This window comes from Pedobacter insulae (genome assembly GCF_900113525.1).
GTDB lineage: Bacteria > Bacteroidota > Bacteroidia > Sphingobacteriales > Sphingobacteriaceae > Pedobacter > Pedobacter insulae.
In genome coordinates, this window is the sequence record NZ_FOPP01000004.1 from 335502 (window position 1) to 356009 (window position 20508).

Annotated in this window: 19 protein-coding genes; all 19 read left to right on the top strand. The window is 39.5% G+C overall.

Going from position 1 to position 20508, the window contains the following annotated elements; translation table 11 throughout:
• The first annotated feature begins 122 nt into the window (after positions 1 to 122).
• Positions 123 to 2357 (top strand): heavy metal translocating P-type ATPase, encoded by a 2235-nt coding sequence (locus tag BM207_RS08800; RefSeq protein WP_090993201.1) that lies wholly within the window; start codon positions 123 to 125, stop codon positions 2355 to 2357.
• A gap of 21 nt (positions 2358 to 2378) precedes the next feature.
• The gene (locus BM207_RS08805; protein WP_090993202.1) at positions 2379 to 2591 is read left to right on the top strand and encodes a heavy-metal-associated domain-containing protein; all 213 of its coding nucleotides are present in this window, start codon (positions 2379 to 2381) and stop codon (positions 2589 to 2591) included.
• A gap of 113 nt (positions 2592 to 2704) precedes the next feature.
• Positions 2705 to 3268: a helix-turn-helix domain-containing protein gene (locus BM207_RS08810; RefSeq protein ID WP_090993203.1), complete on the top strand. Its 564-nt coding sequence runs from the start codon at positions 2705 to 2707 to the stop codon at positions 3266 to 3268.
• Positions 3269 to 3426: 158 nt separating this feature from the next.
• Positions 3427 to 3825 (top strand): HYC_CC_PP family protein, encoded by a 399-nt coding sequence (locus tag BM207_RS08815; RefSeq protein ID WP_090993204.1) that lies wholly within the window; start codon positions 3427 to 3429, stop codon positions 3823 to 3825.
• 100 nt (positions 3826 to 3925) lie between these two features.
• Positions 3926 to 4294 (top strand): heavy-metal-associated domain-containing protein, encoded by a 369-nt coding sequence (locus BM207_RS08820; RefSeq protein WP_090993205.1) that lies wholly within the window; start codon positions 3926 to 3928, stop codon positions 4292 to 4294.
• A gap of 45 nt (positions 4295 to 4339) precedes the next feature.
• On the top strand, positions 4340 to 5638 hold the full coding sequence (locus BM207_RS19365; RefSeq protein WP_090993206.1) for an efflux RND transporter permease subunit: 1299 nt from the start codon (positions 4340 to 4342) through the stop codon (positions 5636 to 5638).
• Complete coding sequence (locus BM207_RS19370) at positions 5635 to 7572, top strand: efflux RND transporter permease subunit (RefSeq protein ID WP_090993207.1); 1938 nt, start codon at positions 5635 to 5637, stop codon at positions 7570 to 7572. Before BM207_RS19365 ends, BM207_RS19370 begins: the two co-directional genes overlap by 4 nt.
• Positions 7559 to 8809 carry a TolC family protein gene (locus tag BM207_RS08835; protein ID WP_090993208.1) on the top strand — a complete coding sequence of 417 codons (1251 nt, stop codon included), beginning with the start codon at positions 7559 to 7561 and terminating at the stop codon, positions 8807 to 8809. Before BM207_RS19370 ends, BM207_RS08835 begins: the two co-directional genes overlap by 14 nt.
• On the top strand, positions 8787 to 9995 hold the full coding sequence (locus tag BM207_RS08840; protein WP_090993209.1) for an efflux RND transporter periplasmic adaptor subunit: 1209 nt from the start codon (positions 8787 to 8789) through the stop codon (positions 9993 to 9995). Before BM207_RS08835 ends, BM207_RS08840 begins: the two co-directional genes overlap by 23 nt.
• A gap of 4 nt (positions 9996 to 9999) precedes the next feature.
• The gene (locus tag BM207_RS08845; RefSeq protein ID WP_090993341.1) at positions 10000 to 11217 is read left to right on the top strand and encodes an efflux RND transporter periplasmic adaptor subunit; all 1218 of its coding nucleotides are present in this window, start codon (positions 10000 to 10002) and stop codon (positions 11215 to 11217) included.
• 36 nt (positions 11218 to 11253) lie between these two features.
• A complete protein-coding gene (locus tag BM207_RS08850; protein ID WP_090993210.1) occupies positions 11254 to 11820 on the top strand; it encodes a DUF3347 domain-containing protein in 567 nt (188 codons plus the stop codon).
• Positions 11821 to 11931: 111 nt separating this feature from the next.
• Positions 11932 to 12372: a hypothetical protein gene (locus BM207_RS08855; protein ID WP_090993211.1), complete on the top strand. Its 441-nt coding sequence runs from the start codon at positions 11932 to 11934 to the stop codon at positions 12370 to 12372.
• A gap of 109 nt (positions 12373 to 12481) precedes the next feature.
• Positions 12482 to 12970, top strand: coding sequence for a DUF3347 domain-containing protein (locus BM207_RS08860; RefSeq protein WP_090993212.1), 489 nt, complete (start codon positions 12482 to 12484; stop codon positions 12968 to 12970).
• Positions 12971 to 13125: 155 nt separating this feature from the next.
• Positions 13126 to 13698: a DUF3347 domain-containing protein gene (locus tag BM207_RS08865; RefSeq protein WP_090993213.1), complete on the top strand. Its 573-nt coding sequence runs from the start codon at positions 13126 to 13128 to the stop codon at positions 13696 to 13698.
• Positions 13699 to 13703: 5 nt separating this feature from the next.
• The gene (locus BM207_RS08870; protein ID WP_090993214.1) at positions 13704 to 14171 is read left to right on the top strand and encodes a heme-binding domain-containing protein; all 468 of its coding nucleotides are present in this window, start codon (positions 13704 to 13706) and stop codon (positions 14169 to 14171) included.
• Positions 14172 to 14192: 21 nt separating this feature from the next.
• The gene (locus BM207_RS08875; RefSeq protein ID WP_090993215.1) at positions 14193 to 16820 is read left to right on the top strand and encodes a multicopper oxidase domain-containing protein; all 2628 of its coding nucleotides are present in this window, start codon (positions 14193 to 14195) and stop codon (positions 16818 to 16820) included.
• 10 nt (positions 16821 to 16830) lie between these two features.
• Positions 16831 to 19344 (top strand): heavy metal translocating P-type ATPase, encoded by a 2514-nt coding sequence (locus BM207_RS08880; RefSeq protein ID WP_090993216.1) that lies wholly within the window; start codon positions 16831 to 16833, stop codon positions 19342 to 19344.
• Positions 19345 to 19391: 47 nt separating this feature from the next.
• On the top strand, positions 19392 to 19886 hold the full coding sequence (locus BM207_RS08885; protein WP_090993217.1) for a DUF305 domain-containing protein: 495 nt from the start codon (positions 19392 to 19394) through the stop codon (positions 19884 to 19886).
• A 284-nt stretch (positions 19887 to 20170) separates the two neighbouring features.
• Complete coding sequence (locus BM207_RS08890; RefSeq protein ID WP_090993218.1) at positions 20171 to 20500, top strand: ArsR/SmtB family transcription factor; 330 nt, start codon at positions 20171 to 20173, stop codon at positions 20498 to 20500.
• The last annotated feature ends 8 nt before the right edge of the window (positions 20501 to 20508 follow it).

Here is a 20508-nt window from a genome sequence, read left to right on the forward strand (position 1 = left end):
ACTGGATATTTTTCTTGTTGTTTGAATCCACCATTTGTTGTGGAATTATACAACTTTTTCACAAAATCCTGTAAAATTGGAAGCCCTAAGTCGCCTTAACTTTGTTTATCAATAATAAGGTAATGAAAACTCAAGACGATATACAAACCATTTTGCTCCCAGTTCTTGGAATGACCTGTGCTGCCTGCGCAAACAGCGTGGAGAGTATGATCGGCGCCCAGCAGGGAGTCGAGCAAGCAGAGGTCAATTATGCCACCCAAACCGTTAAGGTCTCCTATCACCCAGATCAGGTGCAGCCGCCGGCATTCCAAAAAGCAGTGCAGTCAATAGGTTACGATCTGATTATGGATTCCGAAAATGGAAAAGAAAAACAGGAAGAGGTACAGCAAAAAAACTATAGTTCTCTGAAGAGGCGAATGATTGCCTCTGGAATACTAGCACTTCCAGTGGTTTTGATCGGTATGTTCTTTATGGATATACCGTATGCAAATTACTACATGCTGGCACTGACAACCCCTATACTTTTTATTTTTGGAAAAAGCTTCTTTGTTAATGCCTACAAACAGGCAAGTCATGGTAGAGCGAACATGGATACCCTTGTTGCCTTAAGTACTGGCATTGCATACCTTTTCAGTCTCTTCAATACACTATATCCAGAATTTTGGCACCAAAGGGGGCTTCATCCACACGTTTATTATGAAGCAGCCGCCGTGGTTATTGTATTTATCATGCTGGGGAAACTGCTTGAGGAACGTGCTAAATCCAACACTTCGTCCGCCATCAAAAAACTGGTCGGGTTACAGCCAAAAACGGTACTAGTTATTACAGAAAATGGAGAGAAGGAAATCCCGCTCTCTGATATTGCAATAGACGATAAAATACTGGTGCGTTCTGGTGAAAAGATTCCTGTTGATGGCGAAATTTATGAAGGAACATCCTATGTAGATGAAAGCATGATCTCTGGAGAACCTGTTGCGGTTTCCAAGAATATAGGAGATCAGGTCTTTGCAGGAACCATAAATCAAAAAGGAAGTTTCCGGTTTGTGGCCCGTAAAGTGGGTGGGGAAACCATGCTTGCACAGATCATAAAAATGGTGCAGGATGCCCAAGGCTCTAAGGCGCCAGTACAAAAGCTCGTCGATAAAATTGCAGGGATATTTGTTCCAATAGTGATTGGCATCGCACTTCTTACACTTATAATATGGATATTGGTTGGTGGTGAAAATGCCCTCACCCAAGGAATGCTGGCTATGGTAACCGTTCTGGTAATTGCCTGTCCCTGTGCCCTCGGCCTTGCAACTCCGACAGCGATTATGGTTGGCGTTGGCAAAGGTGCAGAAAATGGGATATTGATCAAAGATGCCGAAGCGCTGGAACTTGGACATAAGGTTAACGCAGTTGTTCTAGATAAGACCGGAACCCTTACAAAAGGCAAGCCTGAAGTAACAGAACTCAATTGGCAAAACAAAACAGATATTGACAAGCAAAAATTGATCGGTATCCTGTTTGCACTTGAACAGCAATCTGAACATCCGCTTGCGGAAGCTATAGTTCGCCATCTGCAAACAGCGAATGTTCACCCGACAAAAGTGACGGGCTTTGAAAGTCTAACTGGAAAAGGTGTACAAGCTACATTTGAAGGACAAAAGTACTGGGCAGGCAGCCATAAAATTTTAAAAGATGCTGGTATCGAAATTGAAGGAAATTTAGAGAACTCTGTTACTAGGCTTCAAGATCAAGCAAAAACGGTAATCTATTTCATTAATGAAAATAACGTACTAGCTACTATTGCCATTGCCGATCAGATTAAAGAGGGTTCTGCCCGTGCTGTCTCTGAACTTTTAAAGCGGAATATTGCGGTATATATGCTCACTGGAGATAATCACCAAACTGCTTCTGCCGTTGCGAAACAAGTGGGAATTACAGATTTTAGAGCTGAAGTACTGCCCTCAGATAAGGCTGATTTCGTTAAGGAACTGCAATCACAGGGAAAGATAGTTGCTATGATCGGTGACGGCATCAACGATAGCCACGCCCTTGCACAGGCAGATGTCTCGATTGCAATGGGCAAAGGATCAGATATTGCAATTGATGTTGCCAAGATTACCTTGGTTTCATCTGATCTTTTACAGGTACCCAAGGCGCTTAGATTATCCAAACTTACCGTTAGGACTGTTCGCCAAAATCTATTTTGGGCATTTATTTACAATCTTATCGGTATCCCGATTGCCGCAGGAATTTTATATCCGCTTAACGGCTTCCTTTTAAATCCGATGATTGCAGGTGCTGCAATGGCCTTAAGTTCTGTATCAGTGGTGAGCAATAGTCTTCGCCTTAAGTTTGCTAAACTCATTTAATCACAAATAATAATTATAATCATGGAAACACTAAAATTCAAAACCAATATCAAATGCGGTGGATGCATAGCTGCTGTTACTCCCCACTTGAACAAACTTTCTGGTATCGAAAAATGGGAGGTGGATACACAAAACCCCGACAAGATATTAACGGTGGAGGGAAAGCAGGGAATCGATACCGATCAGATCATCGACACGCTGGAAGAGGCTGGTTACAAGGCAGAAAAAATTTAATCCGGTTTTCATTTTGGCAAGAACATCATTTAGCTATCAATTTGATGTTCTTGCCGTTGATAATTATGCCGTTGAAACAAAGCGTATATTAGCATTTAATCTAACCTATTAGTATGTTGTTATCAATAAAAAACATGGTGTGTGACCGTTGTATTTCGGTAGTAACACAACAGCTTCAGCACCACGATCTTCAGGTTGAGGATATTTCACTTGGACAGGCCATTGTGTCTCCCGAACCATCGGAGGAAATGTTGAGTAAAATTTCCGCTTCCCTTAAAATTTTGGGATTTGAACTTATCAATAGGGACAAGGATAAGCTGGTTGAACGGATCAAAAACATCATTGTTGAACTAATACACCACTCTACACAACCAGAATTTCACGTCTTATTCAGTGAGGTGCTCAGCGACCGATTGCACCGGGATTATGGTTACTTAAGTAGGTTGTTTTCGGAAAGTGAAGATATCACGATCGAAAAATTTATTATCCAGCAGAAAATTGAAAAAGTTAAGGAACTCCTTCAATATGGGGAGCTGAACTTAAATGAGATTGCCTGGCAAATGGGTTATAGCAGTAGTGCACACTTGTCCAATCAGTTCAAGTCTGTAACTGGTATATCCCCAAGGGAGTTCAGATCACTAGAAGTAAATAACCGAAAGCCACTGGATAGTATATAACAGATATGATTTTTAGTGAAGAGCATCCGACAATCATTCTTCAGTCGCAACAACTAACTCATGGCATGATAAAATTCAGAGCTACGTACAAATGATGTAATAAATTATTGGAATTATATAACAAAAAATCATTAAAGTAACTTATATTTGTCTCGCTAATGAAAAGAATACTGCTGACTATTGTTGCTTTTTTCTATCTGGGAACTTCCAGTGGGGCAACTGTGCATTTTCATTATTGCATGGGAGAGCTTGTTAAATGGGGCTTGACTTCACAAAAAGAAGGTAATTGTGAGTTTTGCGGCATGACTAAAAATGCAACCAAGAAAAGTTCATGTTGCAAAGACGATTATAAGCAGGCCAAAGTAGACCAATCAAAAAAGGCGACTCAGCTTGTTTATGAGTTCAAACAGTTTTCAGCAGTTATCCAGCATACATTTAGAAATGATGCTTATCAGGTTGCTTTATCAGCTCTAAAAACAAATACTGTATTCAGTAATGCACCACCAGAAAGGCTGAGTGTTCCTGTCTTTATCAGAAATTGTACCTATAGAATATAAGCCTTTTTCCTTACCCATTTCCTGCACATTCGTGTATCGGGCATAGCTTTCTATAGCCCAAAATCTTTATACCCAAATTTTTATTTCAAATCAATTCATTATGAAATCATTACGATTCTCTTTGGTAGCCATGTTGGCTTTCCTTGGCAGTGCAGCTTTTGCACAGTCTAAAACAGACAGCGTTAAAGTATCTGGCAATTGTGGCATGTGTAAAAAACGCATAGAAGCAGCTGTAAAAGTAGATGGAGTAACTGCTGCAGAGTGGAGCGCAAAAACTAAAATGCTAACCATAAGTTACGATACTGACAAAATTAAGTTCGATGATGTACAACGCAAGATTGCTGATGTAGGGCATGATACACCAAAATTTAAAGCTACTGAAGCGGTTTATACTAAACTTCCAGGGTGCTGTAAATACGATAGAGCAAGTCGGCCGACAAAACAGCCAGAATCAGATCACAAACATTAACATTAGGTGCCTGAGTAATCAGGCACCGATTTGAATAAATTAAAGATGGTACATAAAATTATAGAATGGTCCATGCGCAATCGGTTTATTGTGCTAGTGCTTTCTGCGGGATTGTTTATATGGGGAGTATTCTCTATACAAAAAAATCCTATAGATGCAATTCCCGATCTTTCAGAAAATCAGGTCATTGTATTTACCGAATGGATGGGCAGATCGCCACAATTAATAGAAGATCAGGTTACCTATCCACTAGTTACCAATTTGCAAGGTATTCCCAAAATCAAATATGTAAGGGGCTCTTCTATGTTCGGGATGAGTTTCATTTACGTAATCTTTGAGGACGATGTAGATGTATATTGGGCCAGGGAGCGTGTAATGGAGCGAATTAGTACAATCGCTAAAACCTTGCCAGAAGGTGTCGCTCCGCAATTAGGTCCTGATGGCACAGGCGTAGGTCATGTGTTATGGTACACCTTAGATGCCCCAGATATGGATTTAGGCGAACAGCGAGCCATACAAGATTGGTACGTAAAATTTGCGCTGCAAAATGTTCCTGGAGTGAGCGAGATCGCTTCATTTGGTGGTTTTCAAAAGCAATATCAAATCAATATAGACCCCAATAAACTATTGTATTATAAACTTAGTGTGCCACAGGTAATTGCTGCTATAAGAAGTAACAATAACGAATCAGGTGGGCGTAAGTTCGAAATGAGCGATATGGGTTATATCATTAAAACTTCGGGCTACCTCAAATCCCTCGAAGAGATCTCGAATATTCCTGTAAAGAACCAAAATGGCACACCTATAAAGGTCTCAGATCTTGCCACTGTACAAATGACAGGAGAGACCAGGCTGGGCATATTTGATCAGGATGGTGAGGGAGAACGCGCAGGTGGAATTGTGGTCATGCGTTACGGCGAAAATGCGGCAGAGGTAATAGAGAAAGTAAAAGCAAAGATGAAAGAAGTATCAAAAGGATTGCCTAAAGGCGTAAAATTTGATATTGTATATGATCGGGGCGAACTCATTAAAGAATCTGTCGATTCGATTAAAAATACATTAATAGAAGAGATGATTGTGGTATCGCTCATCGTATTTGTATTTCTATTCCATTGGCGCAGTGCATTAAGTATTATTATACAAATTCCAATCACCATAGCGGCAAGCTTTATCCTGCTCAATGCTTTTGATATTTCATCAAACATTATGTCGCTTACCGGTATTGCACTGGCCATAGGTGTAATTGTAGACAATGGTATTATTATGAGCGAAAATGCCTATAAGCATCTGGCAGAACGATATGCGTTATGGGAAAAGGACCAAAATAAAACAACAACATTATGATCAAGTGGTTTAAAAATATATTTAAAAAATCTCCAGATTGGATCACTGAAGAAGATCGCCTTGCGGTGATTACCACATCCAGTAAGCAGGTTTCAAGAGGGGTGTTCTTTGCAACAGTCATTATCATAACCTCTTTTTTACCCGTATTTATGTTAACCGGACAGGAAGGTAAACTGTTCCATCCGCTAGCGTATACCAAAACATTTATCATGATTGTAGATGCTTTATTGGTAATTACGCTGGCACCTGTGCTGATTTCCTTTTTTTTGAAGGGAAAATTTAAGCCAGACCATGCAAATCCTGTAAACAGAATACTGGAAAAGGTTTACGAACCAATTATCAGAACTGTTTTAAAATGGAGAAAAACTACAATTGCAATTAACATTATTGCCTTGTTGATTACCATTCCATTGCTTAAAAACCTGGGAACGGAGTTTATTCCTCCGCTGGATGAGCAAAGTATTCTTTTTATGCCGATTACCTTGCCTGATGTATCTAATGCAGAAGCAAAACGAATATTGCAGATACAAGACAAGATTATTAAATCGGTACCAGAGGTTGATAAGGTTTTAGGAAAGGCAGGTAGGGCTAATACGGCTACTGATAATTCGCCAATTAGCATGATTGAGACCATTATTACCTTAAAACCTAAAAGTGAGTGGCGTAAAGGGATTACCAAAAAAGATATTGTAACAGAACTAGATGCTAAACTACAAATTCCAGGTGTGGTAAATGGTTGGACCCAGCCTATTATCAACAGGATAAATATGTTGGCAACGGGTATTCGTACCGATGTAGGGATCAAGGTTTTTGGACAAAATCTAGATACTATTGCTGCTGTATCTGAAAAGGTGAAAGCCGCACTAGAAGGCACACCTGGTGTTAGCGATTTGTTTGTAGAGCCGATTACAGGTGGAAAATACATGTCTATCGATATTAAAAGAGAAGAACTGGCACGTTACGGTTTAACTGTTGATGATGTAAACCAAGTGGTAGAAAGTGCCTTGGGTGGTGCAACCATTGGCAATACTATTGAAGGTAGACAACGTTTTTCTATTAGCGTACGTTTGCCACAGGAATATAGAAACAGTGTAGAGCGAATCCAGCGTATTCCTATTCAGTCGGCCACCTTTGGCGAAATTCCCTTATCAGCAGTAGCTGATGTGAAATTTGAAGACGGGCCACCGATGATCAATTCTGATAATGCCATTTTGCGTGGTGCTGTAATGTTTAATGTGCGTGATCGGGATTTAGGCAGCACAGTTAAGGAGGCAATGGAAAAGCTAAACAAAGAGAAAGGGGTACTTCCAGAAGGTTATTTCTTGGAATGGAGTGGGCAATATGAAAACCTTATCCGCGGTAAGCAAACATTAATGTGGATTGCTCCCATTGTTTTGGTCATTATTTTCTTCTCCTTGTATTTCGCTTTTCACTCGGTAAGAGAAGCTTTTTTAAGTCTGATTACCGTTCCATTTGCATTAATTGGGGGTGCCTATATTATCTATTTTTGGGATGTAAACTTATCGGTTGGCGTTGCCGTAGGTTTTATTGCCTTGTTTGGAATTGCCGTAGAAACGGGGATTGTAATGGTTATTTACCTGAACGATGCCATGCAGCAACTCATTAAACTAAAAGGAAACTCAAGTGAGACCATCACAAAAGAAGATTTGAGAGAATATGTAATTCATGGTGCTGCCAAAAGGCTAAGGCCGAAACTAATGACGGTTTGTGTGTCGCTGTTTGGTTTGGTACCCGTATTATGGGCTACTGGCGTTGGCGTAGATGTAATGCAACCCATTGTGCTGCCCATGATAGGTGGAGTATTGACCTCATCTACCCACATTTTACTGGTTACTCCGCTCATCTTTTTAATGTCTAAAGAATACGAATTGAGGAAATATGGAAAATTGGAGGTTCACGATGTACAACATTAAAAAAATAACGTTGATACTGCTGCTATTGCCATTTTATGCATTCGCGCAGCAAAAACCGTTACTCTCATTAGATACGGTTTTACAAAGAATAGATAAGAATAACCTTTTGTTGCAATCGTATGGATTAAAAGCAGAAAGCTATAAACATACGGCTAAAGCATCAACAGCCTGGATGGCTCCAATGGTAGGTGTGGGTACATTTATGACTCCTTATCCTGGGCAAATGATTATGGATGAGAGCGATAAAGGCTCTTTAATGCTGCAATTAGAGCAGGATATTCCCAATCCAGTGAAGCAAAATGCAAACAAACGGTATATCGAATCGAAAGGTAAAGTAGAAAATGAAACCCGGGGAGTTACCTTAAATGAATACAAAGCGCAAGCAAAGCGACTGTATTTTGGCTGGTTGGTTGCTCAACAAAAGATTAAAGTGCTGGCGCAGAATGAAAAGATTATGCAGACCATGAAAAAGATCGAAGAAATAAGGTATCCTTTTAACCAGTCAAAATTAGGTAGTATATATAAAACTACTGCTAAACTGGAAGAGAACCGAAACATGATCATCATGCAAGAAGGTGATATTGCTAAAAGTCGGGCTTGGTTAAATAGTTTAATGAACCAACAGGGAAATGCTGATTTTGCTATTGATACCACTTATCAGCCAGTTTTTGTAGCTGCAAAAGCTATTGATACAGGTAGTTTGGCCTTGGCCAGAAACGATATTAAGAAAATGGATTATAGCATACAATCTATGCAGTTGAATATCGAAGCGATGAAAAAACAAAGTAGACCTGATTTTAAGCTAAGATTTGATCACATGTCTCCTTTAACCAAAGCAATGCCCAAAGCTTTTAGCATTATGGGGATGGTAAGTATTCCAATTGCGCCATGGTCTTCAAAAATGTATAAATCTGAAGTAAAAGGAATGCAGTATGAAGTGCAGGCCATGGCAAAAGAGAAAGCGGCTATGCTTCAAGAAACCCAAGGTATGTTATACGGTATGCAATTTGAAATCCAGTCTATGCAAAAGCGGATCAAGGTAATGGAGGATAAAATTATTCCGAGTTTACAAAAAACACTGGATGTTAACTTTTTAAGCTACCGTGAGAATAAAATGGAATTACCAGAAGTAATCAATTCGTGGGAAGCATTAACCATGATGCAGACGAATGTGCTAGATGAAAAATTGAAACTTTACTTAATGATTGTAGATTATGAGAAAGAAATATATCGTTAACTCCTTTAGCTTTGCTTTGTTGATGATGGCTGGCATGATGGTGATCAGTTCTTGCAATAAGAATAAAGCTGTTAAAAACGACGCCCATAATGATCCAGGAGCGGTAAAAATAGATAGTAATCTTTCTCACCTGCTTAAACCTACAAATGCACAGGTTGTATCAACATTGCCCGTAATTAAAGCCGAGTATGGCACTAGAATATTTACCGAAGAAGCACAAGGTGTAATTAATTACGATACGCGTAATGAAAATAGCGTAGCAAGCAGGGTAAGTGGAAGAATAGAGCGTTTGTTGATCAAGTACAATTACCAACAAGTTCGCAAAGGGCAGTTAATTATGGAAGTTTACTCCCCAGATTTGGCCGCCGCACAGCAGGAATTGCTTTTCTTGCAACGTTCTGAAACAGATCTGTCCATGTTAGAGCGAGCTAAACAACGGCTAATGTTATTGGGAATGAATAATTCGGCAATTAATCTATTGTTAAAAACAAGAAAGGTTAATTACCGTATTCCTATTTATAGCAGTGCAGATGGGTACATTCTTGAAAAATCTGCTGCAGCTTCGGTTGCGCCTCCATCTGCTGCACCATCTTCTGGTGGAGATGGAATGAGTAGCATGGGTGGTGGATCTGCAACCCCTACTGCGCCAGCTATAAGTGTCCCGGTAAACTCGCCGGTAATGCTACGAGAAGGACAGTATGTAAATGCCGGACAATCGCTTTTTACGATTTATAATGCCAATAGTATGCTAGCAGAGTTTTCCTTTAAACCTGAATTGGCATCACTTGTTAAAAAAGGAGATAAGTTGATGTTTTATAAAACTGCCGATAAAAGCACTGCCCAGAACGCAACTATTGGAATGATACAACCTGTTTTTAAAAACGGCGAAAACTTTACCATTGCCAGAACCTACCTCAACAAATCAAATTTTAGGATCGGGGAACTTCTTACTGCTAAAATACCTGTATTGATAGCTCCTTCATGGTGGCTGCCAGAATCTGCGATCGTATCATTAGGAGACAAAAAAGTGGTATTTAAAAAAGAAGGTAATGTAGTTGTTCCAAAAACGGTAAAAACGGGAGTTACCATAGCTGGGATGGTACAGATTAAAGAAGATATTAGCAATTGGGAGATCAGTAGAAATGCAGCATATCTAGTTGATAGTGAAAGCTTCATTAAAAAATAAAATTATGGAACGTAAATTATTTATAAAGAAAATTGCTTTAATGACCGTGCTTCCATCGGTATTTATTGCAGCGTGTAGCAATGAGAAAAAACCTGTAGAGGGGGCTGCAAAAGAAAAGGTGCAGACTTTTACTTGTCCTATGCACCCACAGGTTATTAAAAATGAAATGGGTACCTGCCCTATTTGTGGGATGGATTTGGTGCCTTTTGAAAAGAATAGTAATGATAAAGCACTGAAAGTAGATGAGAAGCGCCAGGCTTTAGCCAATATAACCACCATAATGATAGGTGAAAATAGCTTTACTGGTGGTAAACAGCTAAATGGAAGGTTAACTGTTGATCCTGAGCAAAGTAGTTATATCTCTAGCAGAATTGCAGGTAGAATAGAGCAATTGTATGTCAGAGAAACTGGAGTTAAGGTAAGTAAAGGACAGCCTTTGTATCAACTGTATTCTGAGCAATTGGCTACCCTGCAACAGGAATATTTAATGGCTGTAGCACAAGAGAAACAATTTCAGGGTGATAAAATAGAAAGTCAGCTAGTTGCTGCTGCCAAACAGAAGCTACTACTATATGGTCAATCTGAAAAACAGGTTCTTCAATTGTTAAAAACACAGAAAAAAGATCCATTTATTGTGTTTTATGCCCCACAAAGTGGTGTTGTGGCAGAGCTATCCGTAACACAGGGGCAGTACGTGCAAGAAGGGGGCTCAATATTAAGACTAGAAGGTTACGGCCAGTTATGGGTCGAAGCAGATGTTTATCCAAATGAGGCTAAAAATATAAAACAGGGCCAAAAGGTTAAGGTAGTGGTTGCCGGCTGGGAAGATCAGCCACAAGAAATGACCATTAGCTTTATTACGCCAGCCTTACAAGCAGGTACACAGCTTACACAAATTAGAGGGACTATTCCTAATCCATCAAATCAATGGCAACCAGGTTTACAAGCCAACGCCTTTTTACCTTCTGCACAGCAAAGTAATGTGTTGACTTTACCAGTAGATGCTGTAATAAGAGATGGGAAAGGAATGCACGTTTGGATTAAAAGCGGAAAAGACAATTTTGAAGCCAAACTTGTAAAAATTGGACGAGAAAATGATGATCAGGTTGAGATTGCTGAAGGTCTTAAAAAGGGTGATGAGGTAGTAGTAACCGGAGCATATTTGCTGTATAGCGAGTATATCCTTAAAAAAGGAAAAAATCCTATTGAAGGAATAAAATAAGTAAATCATAAATATTAATTATAAAAACAAAAAAAAATGAAAACAATAGCCAATTTTGTAATGATTTTAGTTGCAGTAACTTTATTCGCAGCTTGTGGAAATAGTGAGAAACCAGTAGCAGAAGATGCTCATGCAGGTCATAACCATGCAGCAGGCGAAGGTCATGACGCTGCTCCTACAGAAAAAACAGCTGTAGGGGCTAGTTTAAAAGACGATAAATTAAATGCAGTGTACCAACATTACGTACTTCTTACCAATGCTCTTGTAAATGGCGATATGGTCGAGGCAAAAGTAGCTGTTAATGCTATCGAACTGGGTTCAAAAGAGCTTAGTAATAGCAGTACATTGGCTACATTAGCAGCCAAAATAGGTGCAGCCAAAGATATCGATGCCCAAAGAACTTTATATGCCGATTTGAGCAAAGATTTTATAGAAAGAGTAAAAGGCTCTGGCTTAAACTCTGGTGAGATTTATGTAGAATATTGCCCGATGGCATTAAATAATAAAGGAGCAGCATGGTTAAGCAAACAAAAAGAAATTAGAAATCCTTATTTCGGTGAAAGCATGATGACTTGTGGCGAAGTAAAAGAAACATTGAACTAAGAATAGATGATTTAAACGCTGCTACTCTAAATGGGTAGTAGCATAATTATATAACTAATAGGTTGAATTATATAAATTTAATTTTGCATCTTTATATAGATTTGCGTATCCATGAAAAGTAAAGCTATCTTTCTGTTAGTTATATTTTTGCTCAACACCGTTGTGGGCTTTGCCTGTGCTTTGGGAATGGAGGAAAAACATGATAATGATAATCATTCCCATACAAAAGCGGCTGTTCATGAACACAAAGATCATCAGCACAATCACGCCAAGGGTCATGAACATAAGATGACTTCAACACCGGGGCTAGATTTTTCAAAAGAAGATCCTTGCTGTAAAAAGGTGGTAAATGAGCTGACCATCCAAAATAAACTAATCCCGGAAAGCGCTAAAGTACTGGTTAGTTTACCAGTAGTGTGGCTTACCAATTACGCTTATAATCTACTAATTCCTGTAAGCAGTATTGAGCGAGGTCAAAGTGGTTACATAGATCATCGATATCGACCTCCCAACGAAGATATTCGAATAAGCATCCAAAGTTTTCAGATATAAGATTTAATGGGTTTGCTAAACAGCCAGTTCACTGCTGTTAGCTTACAAATACATTTTACATAGGTATTGCTATGTCCAAAAATTAGTATAAACATTAAATTATTACATCATGAAAAAAATATTTTTAGTAGTTGCCTTAGTTGCAGCTGCATGGATCAAACCTGTTTTTGCCCAAAACAGCCAAACACAATCTTTATTAGCCTCTTATTACGACATCAAAAATGCGTTGGTAAATTCCGATGCAACCTTAGCAGCATCAAAAGCAAGCGGATTTTCTAAAGCACTGGGCAGTATGGATATGAAGTCAATGCCAAAGGAAGAAATGACAGCTTTTATGGGGCTTCAGGATAAATTGGAATTTGATGCCAAACATATCTCAGAAACAAAGGAGATTTCCCACCAAAGGGAACACTTCGCTAATTTTTCAACCAATCTTTTTAAACTGGCCAAAGCTGTAAAGTTGACCAAAGAGCCTTTCTATTATGACTATTGCCCAATGAAAAAAAGCTATTGGCTGTCTGATAATGCAGCGATTAAAAATCCCTATTTCGGAAAACAAATGTTAACCTGCGGAGCGATAAAGGAAACTTTAAAGTAATTCTGTTTGTTATTTGTACAGTTTCACCTTTTTTGGGTGTATTAGCTGTACAATTGACTTCGGATTTTATCAAATAATTCTGCCTAGGTAATATAAATGCAATTGCTTCCTTAGGTAGGTAATCAACAATTTAAAAATATTTTAATTAAAATACGATGAAAACATTAATTTATAGCTTGGCTTTTTCTTTACTATTTCTAGCCGCCTGTTCTAATGGTAATAAAGAAACTCAGACAACAGCTACGCCAGACTCTACAGCAACTAAGGATGTCGTAGCAGAAACTTCAGAAAAAGGTGCTTCTACTGCTGCATTGTTAAGTTCATATATCAAATTAAAGAACGCCCTCACAGCTGATAATGACAAAGATGCGGCAGCGGCCGGAAATGAAATGGTTGCTGGTTTTGCTTCTTTTGATAAAAAATCTTTAACACCAGAGCAGGATAAAGCGTATACCGACATATATGATGATGGCAAAGAACATGCTGAACACATTGGAGCCAACGTTGGAAATATAGCCCATCAGCGTGAACACTTTGATATGTTGAGCAAGGATATGTACGACCTTGTTAAATTGCTCGGAACTAATCAATCTTTATATGTTGACCATTGCCCAATGTACAATAAAAATAAGGGAGCAATCTGGTTGAGCGAAGTGAAGGATATTAAAAATCCCTATCTTGGAAAAGCAATGCCAACTTGCGGCACGGTTCAAGAGGAATTAAAATAGTGGCCATGAAGGGCATAAAAAAAGTACTTCTTGGGTTATTGGTAATCCTTGTAATTATCCAATTTATACAACCTGCCCGCAACAAAAGTGGGCAGGCTATGCCAAATGATATTTCTAAAATGGTTGCTATGCCGGCTAAAGTACAGGGGATCCTGAAAAAAGCATGCTATGATTGCCACAGTAACAACACTCAGTATCCATGGTATGCCAATGTGCAACCTTTGAACTGGTTCTTGGACGATCATGTGCAATCTGGTAAAGCAGAACTGAATTTCAACGAATTTGGCGCTTATACTCCCAGAAGACAACAGAGCAAATTGCGCTCCATAGAGAATAGTTTGAAAGATGGTACCATGCCTTTGTCCTCCTATACATTGATTCACAGAAATGCCATTTTGAGCGAAGCGGAAAAAATGCAAATAATTAGCTGGGTTCAAATATCAAGGGATAGCTTAAGCAAAAAGAATTTTTAACCAACATTAATCACCAAAGAAATGAAAAATATGTTAACAGCCTTTTTATTGATCTTTTGTGCTGTAGCTTCCGCTCAGGATATGAAGGGAATGAAAATGCCAAAAAAGGAAAGTGAAAAACCGACCGAGGTTATCTATACCTGCACCATGCACCCGGAAATACAAGCTAGCAAACCTGGCAATTGCCCGAAATGTGGTATGAAGCTCGTCGTTCAAAAAGCAAAAGCTGTTAAACCGAAAGCTTCCGCTCCAGATAAAAAACCGCAGCCTGCAAAGACTTCAGATATGGGAGATATGAAAATGCCCATGAAGGAGATGCCAAAAAAGAATGACGGAATGGAAGACATGGGTGGTATGGATATGGGGGATGACAGTACCAGGATGGAAAACATCAAAAAGGCAAAAGCAAATTTGGGGCCTATTAAAACCATCACAAATAACCAAGCCCCTCGCACCGTTCGCTATGATCTTTACATTGCCGATACAACCGTAACATTCGGAAAGAAAACAAAACGGGCAATTGCTGTAAACGGTCAAATCCCTATGCCTACCTTAACATTTACCGAAGGTGATACGGCTTTGATATACGTACATAATAATTTGGATGAGGAGACATCCCTGCACTGGCATGGCCTGTTTTTACCCAACAAAATGGATGGAGTTCCCTTCCTTACACAAATGCCTATTAAACCCCACTCTACTTATATCTATAAATTTCCCATCGTTCAAACAGGTACACACTGGTACCACAGCCATAGTGGACTTCAAGAGCAGATTGGTATGTACGGTGCATTCATTATGAACAAAAAGAAAGAATGGGATATTCCAACTATTCCAGTGGTATTGAGTGAGTGGACAGATATGAAGCCAGAAGAAGTACTCCGGAGCTTGAAGAATGCCAATGATTGGTTTGCCATTAAAAAAGGAACAACCCAAAGTTATGCCGAGGCCATCAGGACAGGGCATTTTAAGACCAAGATTAACAATGAGTGGAAGCGCATGAATGCCATGGATGTGAGCGATGTATATTATGATGCCTTTCTGATCAATGGCAAGAACCAGAATGTTCAGCCCCAGTTTAAGGCCGGGGATAAGGTTAGGTTACGCATTGCCAATGGCGGAGCCTCTGATTATTTTTGGCTGACCTATTCAGGTGGTAAAATAACCGTAATAGCTACCGATGGAAATGATGTAGAGCCTGTAGAGGTAGACAGGTTGATTATTGCCGTGTCCGAAACGTATGATGTGGTAGTAACCATTCCGGAAAATAAAAGCTACGAATTTTTGGTAACACCAGAAGATCGTACGAAATCGGCATCACTTTGGTTAGGTAAAGGAGATAAAGTCCCTGCCCAGAAACTACCAAAATTGAAATATTTTGCCGGAATGAAAATGATGAACGACATGATGGACATGAACGGAAACATGATCGAAATGGAAGGTATGAAAATGCAGAACCAGGCCATGGATATGAATACAGTAATGTATCCGGAAGTAACAGGCGAGGAAAAACCGAAAAAAGAAAACAAAAAAGCAGCAATGCCGGGTATGCAGATGCCAAACGATAAAAGCATGGCAGGAATGAATATGGCCGCTGATAATCCTGACATCGTTACGTTAAACTATGGAATGCTCCGTGATCCCAAGAAAACAACCTTACCGAAAGGGCCATGGAAAGAGCTGAAATTTGATCTTACCGGGAATATGAACCGCTATGTATGGTCTTTGGATAACAAAACGGTTTCAGAAAGCGACAAGATACTGATCAAGAAGGGTGAAAATGTGAGGATTATCCTGTTCAACAATAGTATGATGCGCCATCCTATGCACCTGCATGGTCATGATTTTAGGGTAGTTAACCAGCAGGGCGAAAATGCACCCATGAAAAACGTTATCGACATTATGCCGATGGAAAGGGATACCATAGAATTTGCCGCTACGGAACCTGGGGGAGATTGGTTTTTCCATTGCCATATCTTGTATCACATGATGAGTGGTATGGGCAGGGTATTTAGCTATGAAAACTCGCCACCTAACCCCGAAATTCCTGATCCAAAATTGGCACAACGCAAATTATTTAGCGATGACAGGGAATTTCATCCAATGGCAAGGGTTGGAATAGAAACCAATGGTAGTGACGGTGAAATTATGCTGGCCAATACCCGTTATCGTTTAACAACAGAATGGAGAATTGGTTTTGATAAAGAAATGGGATATGAAAGTGAAAGCCACTTTGGAAGATATATCGGACGAAATCAATGGCTATTACCTTACGTTGGTTGGGACTTTAGAAAAAGGACTGTTGATCCATTGGACAAAAATATATTTGGACAATCCTTAGCACCAGGAAAAAACATTTTCGGACAGAGTAATACCAAAAACTTTAGGCAGGTATTTCAGTTAGGGGTACAGTATACCCTACCGATGCTGATTATCGCAGATGCTTCCATCGATCACAAAGGAAATGTCAGGTTTCAGTTGATGCGGGAAGATGTGCCCATCTCCAAAAAATTACGCTTTCAATTTATGGTAAATACAGATAAGGAGTACATGGCAGGATTTAGATATATAGTTACCAAGTACTTTGGTCTATCTACCCACTATGATAGTGATATGGGCTATGGTGCTGGACTTACATTAAATTATTAACTTATTAATCATGACGCATACCTATAAAATAACCGGAATGAGCTGCCAGGGCTGCCGAACCAAGGTTGAAAAAGCATTGAATGGAATTGATGGCATTTCTGCTAAGGTTACGCTGGAACCTGCTGAGGCAATAATTACCATGGATAAGCATATTCAGACTGAAAAGTTGCAGGAAGCATTATCGGCTAGCGGAAATTACAGTATTGAAATGAAAGCCCATGAGAAGGATACAAAAGAAAAAGTTCATCACCATCATGGCACAACCCCTATTAAAGTAAACAGGGAAGAAACTGGAGGGGTGTACTATTGTCCGATGCATTGTGAAGGAGATAAAACGTATGATAAACCAGGTCATTGCCCAGTTTGTGGAATGGATTTGCTAAAACAGCCTACATTAAAGCAAGCAACACAATTTACCTGTCCCATGCATCCCGAAATCATTAGCGATCAGCCCGGTTCCTGTCCAATTTGTGGGATGGACTTGGTGCCGTTAGGGGGTAATTTGGAAGAGGAAGATAAAGTCTATGAAACCCTTTTGCGCAAGTTTAAGATTGCAACAATTTTTACGGTACCCATCTTTTTAATTGCGATGTCAGAAATGATACCAGGCAACCCGATCTTTAAGTTAATGGAACTGAAATATTGGAACTGGGTTCAGTTTGCCTTTTCTATCCCCGTGGTGTTTTATGCAACATGGATGTTCTTTCAACGTGCTTGGCAATCTATCATTACATGGAAACTCAATATGTTTACCCTGATCGGTATTGGTGCGGGCGTGGCTTGGCTTTTTAGTCTTGTCGCCTTGCTTTTCCCTGATGTTTTTCCAGACCAGTTTAAAACCCACCATGGTACGGTCTATGTTTATTTTGAAGCGGCCACCGTAATCTTGACCTTGGTGTTGCTTGGTCAGCTTTTAGAAGCTAGGGCACACGGGAAAACCAATAGTGCCATTAAAGAGCTATTAAAATTAGCCCCAAATACGGCCACAAGGATTGTTGGAGATAAAGAGTCGACAGTTTCCATTGATGACATTCAAAAGGGGGATTTGTTAAGAGTGAAGCCGGGCGAAAAAATACCGGTAGATGGTAGCATTAAAACAGGAGAAGCCATCATTGATGAATCCATGATCTCTGGAGAACCTGTTCCGGTGGAGAAAAAGACCGGAGACAAGGTAAGTTCAGGTACGATCAACGGAAATAAGACTTTTGTAATGTTGGCAGAAAAAGTGGGTTCAGAAACCCTGCTGTCCCAGATTATCGAAATGGTTAATTCTGCCAGTCGTTCAAAAGCACCTATCCAAAAAATGGCCGATAAGATTTCAGGCTATTTTGTGCCCGTGGTAGTATTGATTGCCATTGTTACCTTTATTGTATGGGCAATCTATGGACCTGAACCATCTTATGTTTATGCATTTGTAAATGCCATTGCCGTATTGATCATTGCCTGTCCATGTGCCCTGGGCTTGGCTACGCCTATGTCGGTAATGGTAGGTGTTGGAAAAGGTGCCCAATCTGGTATACTCATCAAGAATGCAGAATCATTAGAAAAAATGAATGCAATTGATGTAGTTATTATTGATAAAACTGGAACGGTTACAGAAGGTAAACCATCTGTAGAAAAAGTAGTGAGCGTAAATTCTGATTTCAATGAAAAGGATGTCCTTGAAAGAATAGTAGCATTAAATAGTAGCAGTGAGCATCCTTTGGCGCAGGCTACGTTACGTTACGGAGAAGAAAATAAGATAAAAGTTCAACCAATCTCAAATTTTGAAGCGGTAACCGGTAAAGGGGTTATAGGTAAGCTGGGCAAAGAGGAACTTGCTTTGGGGAATCAAAAATTAATGGAACATGTTAAAGCCAAAATTGACAATAAATTAGATGAACAAGTTAAGGCTGCCCAAAAGCAAGGGAAAACGGTTTCCTATCTAGCTGTCGGAAATAAGGCCGTTGGCTTTGTAGTTATTTCTGATAAAATTAAAGCTTCCAGTGCAGCAGCTATTCATAAACTTCAACAGGAAGGTTTAAAGGTGATTATGTTTACCGGAGACAATGAAGATACGGCAAGAGCAGTTAGTGGAACCCTGAATTTAGATGGCTTCAAAGCAGGGATGCTGCCAGAGGATAAGTTGAATGAAATAAAAAAACTACAGGGCGAAGGTAAAAAGGTAGCTATGGCTGGCGATGGTATTAACGATGCCCCTGCATTATCGCAGGCAGACATTGGTATCGCTATGGGGACAGGAACGGATGTCGCTATTGAAAGTGCAGCAATTACTTTGGTAAAAGGTGATCTGAACGGAATTGCAAAGGCAAGGTTATTGAGCCATAAGGTAATGGGCAATATAAAAGGGAATCTGTTTTTCGCTCTTGGGTATAATGTACTGGGAATACCTGTAGCGGCTGGACTTTTATATCCGGTTTTTGGGATTTTATTGTCACCGATGATAGCTGCACTAGCGATGAGCTTCAGCTCAGTATCTGTAATTCTGAATTCTTTACGACTGAGAAGTGCAAAAATCGATTAAACAATGTGGGTGACAGCAAACTGAAAAGAAATTTAACTTGATTGATCATGAAAAATATGGAACATAAAGATATGCAAATGGAAACATCGCATAAAAATTCCTACAAAAAACTGCTGACTATGGCAGTACTTTCTTTCATAGCGATGTACATTTTGATGTATTCAATGGCTAACAGCATAAGTAACATTTATCCAAACATTAATCAATTCTATATGGCAGCCTTGATGACTATGCCAATGGTCATCATTGAACTAGCGTTAATGGGCAAGATGTATGGGAATAAGAAACTAAACGTAACCCTGATAGCTCTTAGTTCGGCAGGTTTAATTGGGTTCTTTTCTTTAATACAGTTTCAAACTGCCGTTTCGGATAAACAGTTTTTAAAGGGAATGATCCCGCATCATGCAGCGGCCATACTAATGAGCGAGCAATCGAATTCCCAAGACCCTGAGATAAAAAAATTACAGGAAGAAATTATTTCAAGCCAAAAACAAGAGATAAAAATAATGAAGGCAAAGTTGAAAGAACTAGAAAAAAAGTAACGAACTATTTTGTTTATATCAGTTAAATATTTTGACAGGCGAATACTATTTCATTTTTTTTACGTTTATTTATATCGAGAGCGTTAATTTAGATAAGCGGGAATAGCCTTAGGCGGTTCCCGCTTTCTTTTTGGCAAGTACCGTTGTTTTATAACGAAGCTCATGTATCGTCAAAAAATGACTTCATACCCTTCAATACTAGAAGCGAGGCATTCAGCCTTTCAATTATTTCTCATTTTATTTGCTTTTTAAATCTACGTATCGTAATATTGCGATATAAAATTATGGGACTTACAAAGACAGAAATATTCACGCAGGAGCAGAACGAACTTTCGACACTTTTGAAGGCGATTGCACATCCTGCACGCATTGCGATATTGCAGCAGATCATTTCTGCGAATGCCTGTATCTGTGGCGACCTCGTGGAAGAACTCGGACTTGCGCAGGCAACGATCTCCCAGCATTTGAAAGAGCTGAAAAATGCGGGCATTATTCAGGGAACGATCGATGGGGTGAAGGTCTGCTATTGCATAGAACCGAAAACATGGGCCCTTTTACAAAAGCTGTTTGGAGACTTTATGGGCTCCTATTCAGATCCCAAGGACTGTTGCTAACCCTTTTT